Origin of the sequence: Aeromonas sp. 600479 (genome assembly GCF_049175515.1) — a bacterium.
GTDB lineage: Bacteria > Pseudomonadota > Gammaproteobacteria > Enterobacterales > Aeromonadaceae > Aeromonas > Aeromonas veronii_A.
Genome location: NZ_JAAKVF010000015.1, coordinates 85,162 through 99,966 on the forward strand (window position 1 = coordinate 85,162; position 14,805 = coordinate 99,966).

Annotated in this window: 14 protein-coding genes; 5 read left to right on the forward strand and 9 right to left on the reverse strand. The window is 52.4% G+C overall.

What is annotated here, in order from left to right; genetic code table 11:
- Positions 1-7 precede the first annotated feature (7 nt).
- Positions 8-169 carry a hypothetical protein gene (locus G5149_RS15650; protein WP_421212898.1) on the reverse strand — a complete coding sequence of 54 codons (162 nt, stop codon included), beginning with the start codon at positions 167-169 and terminating at the stop codon, positions 8-10.
- Positions 154-1,053, reverse strand: coding sequence for a DMT family transporter (locus G5149_RS15655; protein ID WP_058056571.1), 900 nt, complete (start codon positions 1,051-1,053; stop codon positions 154-156). Before G5149_RS15655 ends, G5149_RS15650 begins: the two co-directional genes overlap by 16 nt.
- Positions 1,054-1,144: 91 nt before the next feature.
- Between G5149_RS15655 and G5149_RS15660 the strand changes: the two genes are divergently transcribed.
- The gene (locus G5149_RS15660) at positions 1,145-2,104 is read left to right on the forward strand and encodes a LysR family transcriptional regulator (RefSeq protein ID WP_042656845.1); all 960 of its coding nucleotides are present in this window, start codon (positions 1,145-1,147) and stop codon (positions 2,102-2,104) included.
- On the opposite strand, the gene trpS is transcribed toward G5149_RS15660, so the two are convergent.
- The gene (gene trpS, locus G5149_RS15665; RefSeq protein WP_069529120.1) at positions 2,083-3,096 is read right to left on the reverse strand and encodes a tryptophan--tRNA ligase; all 1,014 of its coding nucleotides are present in this window, start codon (positions 3,094-3,096) and stop codon (positions 2,083-2,085) included. The two genes, G5149_RS15660 and trpS, sit on opposite strands and share 22 nt — an antisense overlap.
- Before the next feature lie 192 nt (positions 3,097-3,288).
- Positions 3,289-3,726 carry a universal stress protein gene (locus G5149_RS15670; protein WP_005339229.1) on the reverse strand — a complete coding sequence of 146 codons (438 nt, stop codon included), beginning with the start codon at positions 3,724-3,726 and terminating at the stop codon, positions 3,289-3,291.
- Between the two features lie 401 nt (positions 3,727-4,127).
- Between G5149_RS15670 and fabV the strand changes: the two genes are divergently transcribed.
- The 4 genes from fabV (at position 4,128) to G5149_RS15690 (ending at position 8,731) form a co-directional block, all read left to right on the forward strand.
- On the forward strand, positions 4,128-5,315 hold the full coding sequence (gene fabV / locus G5149_RS15675) for an enoyl-ACP reductase FabV (RefSeq protein ID WP_421212901.1): 1,188 nt from the start codon (positions 4,128-4,130) through the stop codon (positions 5,313-5,315).
- Positions 5,316-5,407: 92 nt separating this feature from the next.
- Positions 5,408-5,932, forward strand: a complete 525-nt coding sequence (ftnA, locus tag G5149_RS15680; RefSeq protein WP_005339225.1) for a non-heme ferritin — start codon at positions 5,408-5,410, stop codon at positions 5,930-5,932.
- Positions 5,933-6,082: 150 nt separating this feature from the next.
- The gene (locus G5149_RS15685) at positions 6,083-7,267 is read left to right on the forward strand and encodes an NAD(P)/FAD-dependent oxidoreductase (RefSeq protein ID WP_080764968.1); all 1,185 of its coding nucleotides are present in this window, start codon (positions 6,083-6,085) and stop codon (positions 7,265-7,267) included.
- 216 nt (positions 7,268-7,483) lie between these two features.
- The gene (locus tag G5149_RS15690) at positions 7,484-8,731 is read left to right on the forward strand and encodes a winged helix-turn-helix domain-containing protein (RefSeq protein WP_421212903.1); all 1,248 of its coding nucleotides are present in this window, start codon (positions 7,484-7,486) and stop codon (positions 8,729-8,731) included.
- 284 nt (positions 8,732-9,015) lie between these two features.
- On the opposite strand, the gene G5149_RS15695 is transcribed toward G5149_RS15690, so the two are convergent.
- From G5149_RS15695 to G5149_RS15715, 5 genes are all read right to left on the reverse strand, one after another.
- Complete coding sequence (locus tag G5149_RS15695) at positions 9,016-9,924, reverse strand: hypothetical protein (protein ID WP_421212905.1); 909 nt, start codon at positions 9,922-9,924, stop codon at positions 9,016-9,018.
- Positions 9,925-10,109: 185 nt separating this feature from the next.
- Positions 10,110-10,679, reverse strand: a complete 570-nt coding sequence (locus G5149_RS15700) for a fimbrial protein (protein ID WP_421212906.1) — start codon at positions 10,677-10,679, stop codon at positions 10,110-10,112.
- 10 nt (positions 10,680-10,689) lie between these two features.
- Positions 10,690-11,433, reverse strand: coding sequence for a fimbria/pilus periplasmic chaperone (locus G5149_RS15705; protein ID WP_216979777.1), 744 nt, complete (start codon positions 11,431-11,433; stop codon positions 10,690-10,692).
- Between the two features lie 34 nt (positions 11,434-11,467).
- Positions 11,468-13,933 carry a fimbria/pilus outer membrane usher protein gene (locus G5149_RS15710; RefSeq protein WP_421212908.1) on the reverse strand — a complete coding sequence of 822 codons (2,466 nt, stop codon included), beginning with the start codon at positions 13,931-13,933 and terminating at the stop codon, positions 11,468-11,470.
- An 84-nt stretch (positions 13,934-14,017) separates the two neighbouring features.
- Entirely contained in the window at positions 14,018-14,572 is a 555-nt protein-coding gene (locus G5149_RS15715; protein ID WP_005342239.1) for a fimbrial protein, read from the reverse strand.
- Positions 14,573-14,805 lie beyond the last annotated feature (233 nt).

A 14,805-nucleotide genomic window follows, 5' to 3' on the forward strand; every position in this document is an offset into this window, starting at 1 on the left:
AAGTGATTCAGGCACTCAGGGCATAGCTCAGCATGGCTTGCAGCTTGCTATCGAAGAACCAGGGCAGCAGTACCATCAACAGCCCCAGCACGCCCGCCAGTCGCTGGCGATACTGCAAGCCGGCAATCAGGACCAGACCGCCGCACAGGGTGGTCAAGATGCCTGACATAGGGTTGCCTCACGCTGTACACGACGCTGTTGCGCCCACTGGTTCATGGCGACCGAGCCGAGGATCAGGGCCAGAGCCACGCCGGTAGTGGGGTGGATCTGCTCGCCGAGGAACAGGGCACCCAGCATCACGCCGAACAGCGGCACCAGATAGTTGCTGAAGGAGGCGAACGTCGGGCCGGCCTTCTGGATCAGCGCCATGTAGAGGAAGTAGACCAGACCGGTACAGAGGGTACCCAGCACGGTGATCGCGCTCAGGGCCTGGGTGCTCGGCAGGGTCAGGCTGCCGAGATCAACCATGAAGGGGGCGACCAGCAGCAACTGGATTGCCGAGGAGATCAGGATATTGCGGGCGACCACGACCGGATGGTCCTTGGCAAAGCGCTTGATCATCAGCAGGCCGATGGCGAAGCAGCTGGCACCCAGCAGGATGGCCATGGCACCGAGCAGACCGGCGTTCATGCCCTGGGAGAGTTTCGGCCAGAACAGGGTGAGTACACCGGCAAAGCCGATGATCACGGAAAGCAGACCGGTTTTGGTGATTCTTTCACCAGAAATAAACAGCGGTGCAGCCAGAATGGTCACAAACGGGATACAACCCATGACCACGGCAGCGATGGCGCTATCCACATACTGTTGGCCCCAGGCGACCATGATGAAGGGGATGGTGGCATCCAGCAGGGCGATCAGCATATAGGTGCGCCACGGGGTGTGCTCACTCTTGAGCCGCATGAACAGGCAGAGCAGACCCAGGGTCAGGCTGCCGCACAGGGCACGACCGGCAGCCACCAGAATGGGGGGCAACTCGGCGACGGCCTGGTGCATGAAAATGAACTGGGAACCCCACAGCAGGCCAATGGCCAGCAATAACAGATAGCTACGCATTTGAATCTCCGATGTATTAAGCCAGCGCATTCTAGGCAATCTGTTACTATGGTAAAAATGAATTGTTGGCATTTAACTATGGCTAATATCGATGGATAGCTCGCTCGCCCGTCTCGACCTCAATCTGCTCGCCGTATTCGACATGCTGATGCAGGAGCGCAACGTCACCCGTGCCGCCGAACGGCTGCATCTCTCCCAATCCACCGTCAGTCACGCCTTGGGGCGGCTGCGGGTGGCGCTGGATGACCCGCTGTTCGTGATGAGTCGGCGCGAGATGATGCCGACCGAGCGGGCCAAGGCGCTGGCCGGGCCGGTTCGCCAGGCGCTGGCGATGCTGGAGCAGGGATTGCGGCAGGCCAAGGGGTTTGATCCCGCCACCGCGCGGCGGATTTTCCGTATCGCCACCCCGGGCTCGGTGGAGCACGGGCTGGTGCCGGTGCTGGTGGATCGGCTCCATCGGCAGGCCCCTCACTGTCGGCTGGAGGTGTGCGAGCTGGCCGACAGCAACTACGAGCGGGAGCTGGAGAAGGGGGAGCTGGATCTGGTGATCGGTTTCGCCGGGGCGAATCATCTCTCACCCCGTTTGTGGCGGGAGGAGTGGTTCAACAACCCGCTGGTCTGCCTGTCGCCGCTCGGCAGCGAATTGCCCGATGTGCTGACTCCGGTCGAGCTGGTGAGCCGTCCCCACATCCACACCTCCAGCTGGGGTCACAGTCAGGCGATGGTGGAGCTCTGGCTGGCCCGTTTCGGGGTGGAGCGGGAGCTGGGCGTGCGGTTGCCGAGCTTTATGGCGGTGCCGCCGCTGATGGCGACCGGCCGCTATCTGGTGGTGGTGCCCGAGATGATCGGGCGCCACTTCTGCCGCTATTACCCGCTGCGGATGCATCAACTCGACCCCGCCATCCCCATCGTCTACCTGATGGCGGGGCACCCGCTGACCGCCCATGACGAGGCGATCGGCTGGTTCAAGAGCCTGCTGCACCAGCTGGTGTTCGACCTCTACGGCGACGATGCGCTCGGTACTCCCGCTCAGCGGATGCTGGCGAAGTAGTCGAGCCCCATGGCGCTTTTCACCTCCGCCAATACCTCATCGGTGATGATGCGGGCCTGCTCGGTGCCCTGATAGAGCAGTTCCAGCAGCATCTTCTTGTCGGCAATGGCCGCGGCCCGGCGCTCCCGCATCGGGGCGAGCAGGGTCTGCAGGCAGTCATTGAGCACCTGTTTGCAGCGCATGTCCCCCAGTCCGCCGCGCCGGTAGTGGGCTTTCATCTCGGCGACCAGCGCCTTGTCGGGGTGGAAAGCATCGAGATAGGCGAACACCGTATTTCCCTCCACCTGACCGGGATCGCTCACCTTGAGGTGGTTGGGGTCGGTATACATGGCGAACACCGCCTGTTTGATCTCTTCCGCCGACATGCCGAGCTCTATGGTATTGCCGAGGGATTTGGACATCTTGGCCTTGCCGTCGATGCCGGGCAGGCGGCCGGTGTCGCTCAGGATCGGCTGGCATTCGGTCAGCACCTCTTTGCCTACCAGAGAGTTGAAGCGGCGGACGATCTCGTTGGTCTGCTCCAGCATCGGCAGCTGATCTTCCCCGACCGGCACATGGCTGGCGCGAAAGGCGGTGATGTCGGCTGCCTGACTCACCGGATAAACCAGAAAACCGGCCGGCAGCGTGCGTTCGAACCCTTTCTGCTGGATCTCCGCCTTGACGGTGGGGTTGCGCTCCAGCCGCGCGACGCTGACCAGATTGAGGTAGTAGCAGGTGAGTTCGGCGAGGGCGGGCAGGGCGCTTTGCAGACAGAAGGTTGTCTTGGCTGGGTCGAGGCCGACCGCCAGATAGTCGGCCATCACCTCCAGCACGTTGTCGGTCACCTTGGCCGGATTGTGGCCGTTGTCGGTCAGCGCCTGCAGGTCGGCGATCATCACGAATTGACGGTAGTGGTGCTGGGCTTCGACGCGCTGGCGCAGGGAGCCGACATAGTGGCCGATGTGCAGTTTGCCGGTGGGACGATCGCCAGTCAGGATTACGGGGTTGTGCATGTCACTCTCTCCAGTTGGGTGAGCCGGGAGGCGACAAAGGGATAAAAACAGTTGACCGCCTCTCGGCGGTCACGGTGTTTTCTTTGGGAAATTTACAATAGAAACGCGGTGCCGCCTGTTTAGGAGCAGCACCACCAGTAGTTGTGATTGAATGAGGTCATGTTCATAGCAAATCAAACTACGCCGGTTTCATTACTTCTGCAAGGGGACGACCAGCAGATCGCAGGGCACCGTATTCATCAGCTGACGGGCGCTGGAGGTGAGCAGGCTCCAGAAGCTCTGGCGATGGCCGCACACCAGCAGGTCGATCTCGTACTCCTTGACTGCCTGATTGACCCGCTCGCTCAGATCGCCGCAGATCACCAGCTTCTTCTCGATGGGGTAGTCCACCGAAGCGAGGAAGGCCTCCAGCTTCTCTTTCGCTTCGGCGATCACCTGATCCTGCACGTTGTCGATATCGATATCGATCATCTCGGTGTAGAGATCCTTGAGGTCCACATCGACATGGATAACCGACAGCTTGGCGCCGTTGGAGCGGGCTCTGTCCACCGCCTTGTCGATCACCTTGCGGTTGTCTTCAGAGAGGTCGATCGCGGCCAGAATATGCTTGTAATAGGTTGTTCCACTCATGGGGGTTCTCCTTACCGATCCTGCAGCCCACTATACCAATCTCTGCTGAAACTAAAATGGTGCCTCAGGCACAGTTTTGGGATTTAAATGAGTTTAATGACGTGTGACACAGGGTCAGCCACTCAGTTATTAACCACTATTTGCCTATAAATTAAACAAGAGTTTGACGCCGGTCACACCCCTCGGCTTGCCGATCAGGGGGGAGAGGCATAGGATGGGCCCGTGCTTCGCAATGAACACAAAACAACAAAAAGCATCTGAATACCGCTTTGGGGAGCCACGTGCTCCCTTTTGTTTATCCGCCTCATTTCCCGCTGCTTTTCTGACTGATAGCGATCCGGCATCAAGTTAATCTCCTTCGATTTGGTTATGCTGTAGCCAGTTTCTTTGGAGGCCTTCACATGATCATTCATCCCCAGATTCAAGGTTGTGTTGCCCGCAACTGTCATCCCATCGGCTGCCGCGCCGCCGTGCAGCTGCAGATCGAACGCATCAAGGCCGCTGGTCCGTTCAACGGCCCCAAGCGGGTGCTGGTGCTGGGGGCCTCCTCCGGGTTCGGGCTGGCGTCGCGCATTGCGCTCGCCTTCGGAGCCGGTGCCGACACCATCGGCATCTCGTTTGAGCGCGGCCCTTCCGACAAGGGATTAGGCAGCGCCGGTTGGTACAACAACATCTGGTTTCGCAACGCGGCAGAGCAGGAGGGACGTATCGCCATCAACCTGATTGGTGATGCCTTCTCCGACGGGATGCGCCAGCAGGCCATCGATACCATCCGTCAGCAGCTGGGGCAGGTGGATCTGGTGATCTATTCGCTGGCGAGCGGCATCCGGGTGCTGCCCGACGGCACGCAAGTGCGCTCGGTGCTCAAGACCACCGGCCAGCCGTTCAGCGGTTGGGGGTTGGATCTGGAGCGCGATACCCTGGTGCAGCAGTCGCTGGCGCCCGCCACGCCAGAGGAGATCCGCGACACCGTCACCGTGATGGGGGGCGAGGATTGGCAGCTCTGGATGCAGGCGTTGCAGCAGGCCGATTGTCTCGCCCCCGGCGCGCAAACAGTGGCCTACTCCTATATCGGCCCCGAATCCACCTATCCCCTCTATCGGGACGGCACCATCGGTTATGCCAAGGAGCATCTGCACGCCACCGCCGAGACCATCAACCTGCAGCTGGCCGAGATTGGTGGTCACGCCTGGGTGTCGGTCTGCAAGGCGCTGGTGACCAAGGCGAGCGCCTATATCCCGGTGCTGCCGGTTTATCTCGGCTTGTTGATGGGGGTGATGAAGGAGCGCGGTGTGCACGAAGGCTGCATCGAGCAGATGCAGCGACTGTTCGCCGCCAAGATGTACGGGCCCAATGGGGTGGTGGCCGATGGCAACCGGCTGATCCGGATGGATGACCACGAACTCAACCCGGCCATTCAGGCCGCTGTCTCGGCGCTCTGGCCCAAGGTGACGCCGGACAATTTCCACGTGCTGGGGGACTTTGCCGGGCTGCGGCAGGATTTCATGCAGCTCAACGGCTTCGAGCTGCCGGGCGTCGATTATGCTGCGCCGGTGGATGTCGCCTCCCTTGGCGAGCTGACCCCCTGAGCTGAAAGAAACGGGATCTCCCTCTCGTTGGCGGGTTGATTCGCGGCGGGAGTGTGGCGACAATCGATACCAAATCACTGAGGAGAAACAAGATGCTGGCCCAAGCCATGATCGAGAAGTTGAACGAGCAGATTAACCTGGAGTTCTACTCCTCCAATCTCTATCTGCAGATGAGCGCCTGGTGCGAAGACAAGGGCTTTGAAGGGGCGGCGACCTTCCTGCGCCAGCACGCCGTCGAGGAGCGCCAGCACATGGAGCGTCTGTTCACCTATGTGAGCGAGACCGGCGCCATGCCCAAGCTGGGTGCCATCGATGCCCCTCCCCACGAGTTCAAGTCGCTGGGCGACGTGTTCCGTACCACCCTGGAGCACGAGTACCACATCACCAAGTGCATCAATGGTCTGGCTCACGTGGCCTTCACCACCCAGGACTACTCCACCTTCAACTTCCTGCAGTGGTATGTGGCCGAGCAGCATGAAGAGGAGAAGCTGTTCAAGAGCATCGTCGACCGTCTGGGTCTGGTGGGTGAAGATGGCAAAGGCCTCTACTTCATCGACAAGGAGCTGGCCGAATTGGCCAAGGGCGCCCCTGCCAGCATCATGGACAGCAACGCCTGATAGTCGTGGACACTTAGTGCTCAGCCAGTACAATAACGGCCCTTTTAAGGGCCGTTGTTTATTCTGGTGGGCAGCCACTATGGTTGTGTTCCGCCAGAGGTAATCACGGTTCTGGCCAGGTGCCGTTTCTATTTTGATAAGTGAGTGATGATGAAGCAGGTCGATGTGGTGGTGATCGGGGCCGGTGCGGCCGGATTGATGTGTGCGGCGCAGGCGGGCTACCGTGGCCGCTCCGTGCTGGTGCTCGATAACGCCAAGAAACCGGGCCGCAAGATCCTCATCAGTGGCGGTGGCCGCTGCAACTTCACCAACCATCAGGCTGGCGCTCACGCCTACCTGTCGGAGAATCCCCACTTCAGCAAGTCGGCGCTGGCTCGCTATACCCAGCAGGATTTCATCGATCTGGTGGACCGCCACGGGGTCAACTATCACGAGCGCACCCTGGGGCAGCTGTTCTGCCTCGAGAGTGCCAAGGATATCGTCGATGTGCTGCTCACTGAGTGCGACTGGGCCGGGGTGACCCTGCAGTTCCAGACCGAGATCCTCACCGTCAGCAAACAGGATGAAGGCTTTGTGTTGACGACCAGCAAGGGTGAGATCGGCTGCCACTCGCTGGTGGTGGCGACCGGCGGTCTCTCCATGCCCAAGCTGGGCGCGACCCCGTATGGCTTCAAGCTGGCGGAGCAGTTCGGTCTCAAGGTGCTGCCGACCCGTGCCGGTCTAGTGCCCTTTACCCTCCATCAGGCGGAGAAAGAGGCCTTTGCCGATCTGGCGGGCATCAGCCTGCCGGTAGCGGTGACCGCCGAGGATGGCACCCGCTTCAAGGAGGCGATGCTGTTCACCCATCGCGGCCTCTCCGGCCCCGTCATCCTGCAGATCTCCTCCTACTGGCATGCCGGCGAGAAGATCCACATCAACCTGCTGCCGGAGCTGGATATTCCGGCCGCCCTGCGTGAGTGGGCGCAGGCACACCCGGCGCAGGAGCTGAAAACCGTGCTGGGGCGCGAGCTGCCCAAGCGCTTCGTCGACAAGCTGGTGGAGTTGGGTCAGCTGGTCAGCAAGCCGATGCGCCAGTATAACGAGCGGGAACTTGAGGCGATCGCCAACCTGCTGGGTGACTGGCAGATCCTGCCCAACGGCACCGAGGGATATCGCACCGCCGAAGTGACCCTGGGCGGCGTCGATACCAACGAGCTCTCCTCCAAGACCATGGAAGCGCGCAAGGTGCCGGGCCTCTACTTCATCGGCGAGGTGGTGGATGTGACCGGTTGGCTCGGTGGCTACAACTTCCAGTGGGCCTGGTCCTCCGGCTGGGTGGCCGGTCAGTATTGCTAATTCGGGTATATCCCCTGTTGGAGAGCCCAAGAGAACATTATGTATAAGTGTGGTTCTTCATTGCCGACATACTGGGGGCCGAGTATGTCGGCTTGGGGCTGTGCCTACAGTTATCTGTTCATGATTACGTGTTACCGCATTCCCTAGAAAATTCCTCTAAGGTATATAAAATCATATACAATGTAGTTCAACAGAACGTTGAGATTAAATAAAATCATGACAAAGCAATATAAGTATAACGACACGTTCATATTTGAACCTGAGACATACAGAATTATTCTTGACGAGAAAGAAATAAAGCTCAGTCAAAAAGAAACCGTATTGCTGGAAGTGCTTTGTGATAATAGTCTGCGAGTTGTTGAAAGAAAAAAAATACTTGATGATATTTGGGGTGAAACAGAAAGCAGGGATATTAGTCTCAACAAAACAATTCTTCTACTACGTAGGAAGTTTGAGTCTATCGGGATTTTCAATTCTATAGAAACAATTCCTCGTGTGGGTTACATTTTCAAGTTGGAGGTTGAACTTGGTCATGGTGATGAATTGTCACACCGTACGGAAGTGATCACAAAGACTGAGGAATCCGATGATGTTGATGCAAACGAGGAACAAAGACTCTTTGATCGCGGTCGACTTGATAAATATATGTTAATGTTCTTTGTTTTTATTTTTACTGTCATTTCAGCTATTACATCATATTATATTTTGACAGAAAAAGATGAGATTTCATTAGAATTTAGAAAGCTTGAAAAGATAAAGGAATTAGCAACACCAAGTGTTAATCGTATTGTTATTTATACAGAGGATATTCGTTCCCCTGACGAGTATAAATATATTGAAAAGTTGATAAAAAAAGACCGAAACTTTTATGCTCTTGCATCAAAAGATGCATTCTCATATTTGGACTTTAATATAAAGGATAATATAGTTTGGCAAAAAACATTTTTAATGGATGAGCGGCTGGACATAAAGAAACAGCTGGAATGCATTGCTCAGAATATTAATCTTGAAGCTGTTTCACCGATCAATGTACACGATATTCCTGGGATGGGATTTGTGCGTTTGAGATTCTATCGCCCATGCCAGATTAAAGCAGACTATATCGGTTATATGTTGATCAAAACTACCGGCATTGATAATGATAATGTTGAACAAGCCGCATGGGCTCAAGATTTGATGTTTAACGATGCAAAGCAAAACATGGTGTTTGAAATAAAAAAGATTTCTCGCGTGCATTTTTATGAGAATGGTTTGAGACATCTTGAGAATAAGTCATTGAAGGTCAAATCGATACAGCAAGATATTTTGCAAGCCGATCCTCAAATTTATACCATTTTTGATCAATTTACACAGGATGATGCTTATTTGCGCACAATTAAGATAAAAAATGAGATTGTTCATGTAACAAGTCTTTTTGGTGGGGTTTTATTTTATACAAAAGTATTCAATGGTAAAAATAGTTAGTGCTTTAAGAAAGTTGAGTGTCTCATTAATATGGATGATTACTTGTCGCCAGATAGAGAAATGACTGATACATTGTTTTATAAATAGAATTGTCGGTAATGAGATGTTAATAAAGTCAGAATAAGAATGCTTGTTTTGATATGGAGTTATAAGTAAAAGCTAATATATAAAGCGTATGTGTCAAGTTACAATCTGATATCAGCGTCAAAGTGATATCAAATTATAACTTAATCTTTACTTTATATGTAACGAGCCGAAGCAGCACTTCCAAATTTTCTGGGCATTTAATCTACCGTAAATACAATTATTCCCGCACCTCGATGTAAACCTAGAGTATTCACGCCTGAAAATAGGCATTTAGCGATCACTTTTTTCCGCATTCCATATTGCACTGTTAACTTATGAGGTTTATTTGGACCAGAACCTAAATCAAGATTACAATAACCTCCACCATCTAAAACCAATTGACCTTTTTCATCGGTTAATTTAATTGTGCCTGAGGTTGTATTCGTACACTCTAAGTAACTTTCTGCACTTGCAGACATATTTTTAAATTCGCTTGCTGTACCTTTTGCATTTATGGAAATGTTAGGGCCAAATTTACAACTCTCAGCTGGTTTATAACCTGATACGCAATTTGATATTGGTCCAGGATATGAGGCTGATTGTACTGTATCTCTTCCATAAAAAAGACATAAATCAGGGCCTGATTTAAGTCTACGACTACCGATAGTATCATATAAGGGTCTCTGAAGTACGCCATTATTTCGCCAGCAAGAAATAACCTTTCCTAACGTTTTATTTTCATTGGAATTTACACAGCTTCGCCATGACTCTGAGTTAATGCCACCGGCATCATATGATTTATACCCATCAAGTTGTTTGTTTGGCCATGACCTTTCAACTAACCAAGCTAATATGGAACAATCACCCCATTTCTTACCAGCACATAAATTAGGCGTGAGATCATTATTATCTCCCCCAATAATTACCGCTTTCATATATGGATCGCCTTTCGTTGTAAGTCCTGGAGCTTCGGTTAAAGAAATGGAAAGGCTAGATGCATAGGTATTTGTTATGCCAAGTAAAAAAACAAACATAACATTTGTTATGAAGCACCAAAAGTAACCAAGGTGTTTTTTAAAATCACTGGTGCTAAATACATCTCGTATTATTTCGAAAAAAAAGACCATATAACCTCAGTATCACATAAATATTAATAAGGTGCTAAAAATTGCTATTAAGAGAGCATGGAGCATGATGCTTAACTTAAGTTTAAGACTTATCCACCACCACATGTAGAAATTTAGTAAGCCACGGGTGTTCGTCGAAAATCTCGAGAAGGAACACTGTGGATTCTAATTTTAACTCAGTATCTTTACTCATACTCTAGCTTGAAGTTGGCACTTGTACTAAACGTACCTGATACCAAGCCCGTTTGTCCCGATGGTAGCAATTGCACATAGGTCGCAAAGGTCAGTACGTTGTCACCAGCAGTTAACATCAATGCACGGCTTGCTTTGTTGAGGGGTAATGCCTTTCCCTGATGCTCCAGTCCGATGGCAATCCCTTTGGCGGTACTGTCCCCCATCAGCGCCAGCAAGTCCGGATTGTCTGGCGCTCCTTGACCACTGAATGTCACCTTCACACCCTTGGAGATATCGGGGTCACACTCTTCAAGATGAAGCTGAAACTCTCTACTTGGTGTGCGTTTGTCCCTCAATAACTCTTTGTTCACGATATTGCCAAAGTTGACGGTGATGGTTTCATCACCGGGGCGCAGCGAACAGGCTTGATTGACTACCTCTGCGACGACATTAATCATCAAGCTATCACTCCCCGCCTGAGCTTGAGACGGGATAAGCATGCTCTGAAAAGTGATCAATATGAACCACAGGTAACGAACACTGGAGTAGGCCGCGCGCGGAGAAGAAGAGCCTAGCGACATATTTATCTCTCTATTTTGCATCTTGAGCGGGCAACAAATGGCAGGTCCCGGTGCAGCGGTAGCTCAGGGTTCGACGGCCGCCGTAGTCATCCACATAGGTAAAAGTGGGTTGCTGGCCAAGCTGGGCCACACCAAGATTGACCATGGCACTGCTATTGGGGGCAATCATGACTGGCTCAAATCCCGTAGTACTACCCGCATTGAGTGTGCGGGCCCCATCCACAATGGAGATGTAGTAAGGGGTCGGATTGGTCAACTGGTATTTTCCTCCTACCGCTTGCAGGGTAACTTTTTCTTGCCACGGCGCTTGGTTGCTGCCCGGCTCAACCAGCAGAGTTGCGGGGCGGTAGAAGAACTTGATCCGGGTTTGCAGTGCAAGCTGCAGGGTGTTTGGCTTGTCGCTGCGAGGGGGAATCTCCCGTAAGTTGAAGTAGAACAAACTCTCTTTATCCTGGGGCAGCAGAGCGACAGCAGGTAATGCTTGCACCTTGACCAGGCTCTCCATACCCGGCTCCAGCCGCTGAACTGGTGGCAACAGGGTGAACGGACTATTTATCTTGTTGCCATTGGCATCTTCCAGCCAGGCCTGGGCCAGGTAAGGCAGTGTTTTGTTATTATTGTGGATCGTCAGGCTCATTGAATTGGCTCCCGCCGGATAGATCACCCGGGTGCGATCCAGTGAGACGGCAGCCTGAACCTGGCTAGCCATCATGGTTAGCAATAGAGGCAGAGTGAACAACAGTTTCTTGGTCATATCGGTTTATCTCAATCTGGTTATACAAAATCGATTACTGACAAGTCAGTCTCGCCGTCGTGTTGACTTCTGGTAGCGGTGATGGCAAATAAAAGCGGCAATGCTGCTCGCGGCCCCAGCGAGCCTCCACAGGACTTCCTTCATGCAGGCCTGCGAGATAGGCCATGCCATCATCACCGACCATCCCCAATTGTTGCCCCTTGTCATTGACGACTTCAGCGGCGAATGGAACTGGGCTGCCATCTGTTTTGACCAGTTCAAGCATGCGCTTGCCGCCCGACAACATATCGAAATGACGATAACCGATAGCTCCTTCGGTCAGGGTCCCCATGGAAATAGGTGTCCCAATAGGCTCAACATCATCACCCAATTGATCGATGTCGATGCTGGTTCGTTGACGATAGTAGCTGGATATATCGGCTACAACCGCCTTGCCATTTTGATTCGTGAAGGTGACTGGCCCGCCGGTGTGTACAGGCACACCGCTGGCCCCGTCAGTATCTACCATGATACGGCTGCCCCCCATCATGCCTACCCGGTGCATGGCAATCCCCTCTTTGGTCGCAGTAATTCCGCCATTGATGGAGAGCCCTGCGGCTGTTGAACTACCTGCCTGGTGACTAACGTTGGCCATCAGGGTGGTTTTGTCGCCAGTGTGGGTATAGAAACCGCTGGCGCTTTCACCTGCTGGCGAGGTTGAGGCCGTGACTGAGTAACTGTTACGGTCATCCACCCGGTTGAAGAGGCTGATATTGTTGGTGGTTTTGCCCCCCATGGTTGAGGCGCTGTAACTCACATCTTTGTTCAGCCCAAAGGGAATCGACAGTGTGAAGTACATGCCATTATCAGTCTGACGGCCCTGCTCGTTGTGATAGGTGGTGAGCGAGGTCGTCAGGCCACGCCACTCCATTACATCAAAATAGTGAGACAGAGAGAGGCTGATACGTTCACTATCTGTCTGGGACCAGTAAGACTGATGGGTGTAATCGATATATGCTCCCAGCTGAGCTGCTTTGAATTGTTTGCTTAGCCTCACGTTATACAGTTCTCTGGAGCCGCCCCTGTATGGTTGGCCAATCTTGCGGGCGGCCATAAAGTCATTCATGTTCATAAAATCCCGCTCCGAGAAGCGGTAACCGGCAAACGCCACTTGGCTGTCATACTCTTCGAAGTTCTTTGAATAGTTGATTCGATAAGAGCTGCCAGTTTTTGAGCCCTCTGCCAACTGGGCACGAGATTCAGTGATATCGAAAGAGATAGCACCTAATTGCAGCAAATCACGTCCAACCCCGACAGAGAGTGCATCGTAACCCTCACTGAGCAGAGCGCCTCCCAACAGTGACCATCCATTGCTCACGCCCCAAGAGAATTCACTGCTGGCAAAGGCCGGTCCATCCAAGCGATGGGGCTGACTGCTGATCTTGCCACTATTGAACTTGTAGCGTATCGAGCCTGGTCGGGAGAGATAGGGGATGCGAGAGGTGTTGACCTGAAAAGTCTGCACCGATCCATCCTGCTCCTCTACTCTGACATCCAGGGTGCCGCTGACTGCGCTGCTCAAATCCTGAATACGAAATGGCCCGGAAGCCACCTGCGTTTCATAAATAACGCGCCCTTGCTGACTAATCACCACCTTGGCGTTGGTCTTGGCAATACCTACCACTTCCGGGGCGTAGCCACGCAAGTCGGGGGGCAACATGTTGTCATCGTTAACTACAGAGGCGCCTGTATACAGAAAGCTATCGAACATGGAGTTACCCAGATCGAGTTCGCCCATCGTCAACTTGGCGCTGAGTTCGGGTAAGGCGCGATAGGCATACACACGACTGACATCCAGCTCACTTTGGGAGCCTGCTTGCTCTTTGTTACGCTCATAACGACCCTGCCAGTCAGCCCGCAGCCGCCAGGCCCCCATATTGACACCTGCCACACCATAGGCACTGACATTGGTTGTGTCACCATTACCATGGGTCGAATGGTTCTCTTGCAGATTGATGCCATAATCGAGCAGGGCACCATTGACCCCTTCATCCCAACGTGACGGGGGATCCCAGGAGTCACTCACATAATCCCGATATGCTTGAGGGACAGAAATGAGAAGCGTGTCTTTGCTGATATCGCCCTTGATCACTATTCCTTCGAGTACGTCAGGATTAAGGCAAGAGCCACTCTTCCCACTAGTCAGTAGACGTTCCAGATCGTGCTTTTTAAGGCCCAATTCATTGGCCAGCGCAACGGTCAAACACAGCTGTGAGCTGTTGCTGGAGGTTGCTTGAAACTTGACGTTACGCTCGCCAATAAAGGCATCGTTTACCACCATTTGCATGGTGTATTCACCGGGTACAATATAACCCGCCTGTTTAAAAGCACCTGATTCAATGCTTTCTTTATCTTTAACATCCAACAGGTCAGTATTGAACTCAATATCACCTGCGTGAGAACTTTTTGCCACACTCATAAAAATGAAAAAAATGGCCAACGATAATAAAAATTGTTTCATAGATTTCAATTTATAAGGTAAACAAAAGGAAACGCGCCTCCCTGCGCGTAATTACTGGATAATTGTTTGATTAAATTTAAATATTTACTGGTAGGTCATGATAAAGTCAGTGGTTGCACTAAATTCACCCGGGATTGCTTTTCCGCCGTCACCCGCTTTGATATTGCTTACCAACTTGGCACCAAATTTCAGGTGGTTGTCACCCTCAACCAGAGTGGCAGCCTTGGTCGGGGTGCCCAAAACAACTTCAGAACCATCCAGTTGGCTAATCATGGCGATAGCCGCACCTTTTGCGAAACCATTAATAGCTAAATGTTTTTTCTCAGTATCATCAGGAATGCCGTTGAAGGTAATCGCGGCAGTTTTGGCGGTATCAAGAGAGCAGCCTTCAAGATGAATATCGAACGGACGCAGAGGACCCTCACCTTGATGCTCGAGTACACTGTTGGAGATTTGTCCCATATTTATGGTTTGATCTACGCTTTCCGGGGCGATAGAGCAGGGGGCATCTACAATTGCACCAATAAATTTGATCACGCCATGGCCTTGATCAGTTGCTGCTGGAGTTGCACTATTTTCAGCATAACTGGCGCCAGAGAATACAGCTAGCAATACAGAAGCTACAATTGCCTTTTTCATATTTTACCCTTTTAATCTGAATTGAGAGTTTCATTCTTGACAAGACTAAGGTTGTCAAAAATGAAACAAGTTTTGAGAAAGCAACAAATTTTTATTAGAAGATTTATTGTTGTGTCATGTCATCAGAGACATGTTGATGACTGATTTCGGTGGCTATTTAATCACCGGGGGCAGTGGTTTTCAAAATATCTAAAAATACAAAAAAATACCAATAAAAACAAGGTCTTACTGTT

Coding starts and splice junctions, on each gene's coding strand:
- trpS (WP_069529120.1), bottom strand. CDS start 3,096: ATGCACAACCCCGTAATCCTGACTGGCGATCGTCCCACCGGCAAACTG.
- G5149_RS15685 (WP_080764968.1), top strand. CDS start 6,083: ATGAAGCAGGTCGATGTGGTGGTGATCGGGGCCGGTGCGGCCGGATTG.
- G5149_RS15670 (WP_005339229.1), bottom strand. CDS start 3,726: ATGAGTGGAACAACCTATTACAAGCATATTCTGGCCGCGATCGACCTC.
- G5149_RS15695 (WP_421212905.1), bottom strand. CDS start 9,924: ATGGTCTTTTTTTTCGAAATAATACGAGATGTATTTAGCACCAGTGAT.
- G5149_RS15650 (WP_421212898.1), bottom strand. CDS start 169: ATGTCAGGCATCTTGACCACCCTGTGCGGCGGTCTGGTCCTGATTGCC.
- G5149_RS15715 (WP_005342239.1), bottom strand. CDS start 14,572: ATGAAAAAGGCAATTGTAGCTTCTGTATTGCTAGCTGTATTCTCTGGC.
- G5149_RS15705 (WP_216979777.1), bottom strand. CDS start 11,433: ATGACCAAGAAACTGTTGTTCACTCTGCCTCTATTGCTAACCATGATG.
- G5149_RS15660 (WP_042656845.1), top strand. CDS start 1,145: ATGGATAGCTCGCTCGCCCGTCTCGACCTCAATCTGCTCGCCGTATTC.
- ftnA (WP_005339225.1), top strand. CDS start 5,408: ATGCTGGCCCAAGCCATGATCGAGAAGTTGAACGAGCAGATTAACCTG.
- G5149_RS15700 (WP_421212906.1), bottom strand. CDS start 10,679: ATGTCGCTAGGCTCTTCTTCTCCGCGCGCGGCCTACTCCAGTGTTCGT.
- G5149_RS15710 (WP_421212908.1), bottom strand. CDS start 13,933: ATGAAACAATTTTTATTATCGTTGGCCATTTTTTTCATTTTTATGAGT.
- G5149_RS15690 (WP_421212903.1), top strand. CDS start 7,484: ATGACAAAGCAATATAAGTATAACGACACGTTCATATTTGAACCTGAG.
- fabV (WP_421212901.1), top strand. CDS start 4,128: ATGATCATTCATCCCCAGATTCAAGGTTGTGTTGCCCGCAACTGTCAT.
- G5149_RS15655 (WP_058056571.1), bottom strand. CDS start 1,053: ATGCGTAGCTATCTGTTATTGCTGGCCATTGGCCTGCTGTGGGGTTCC.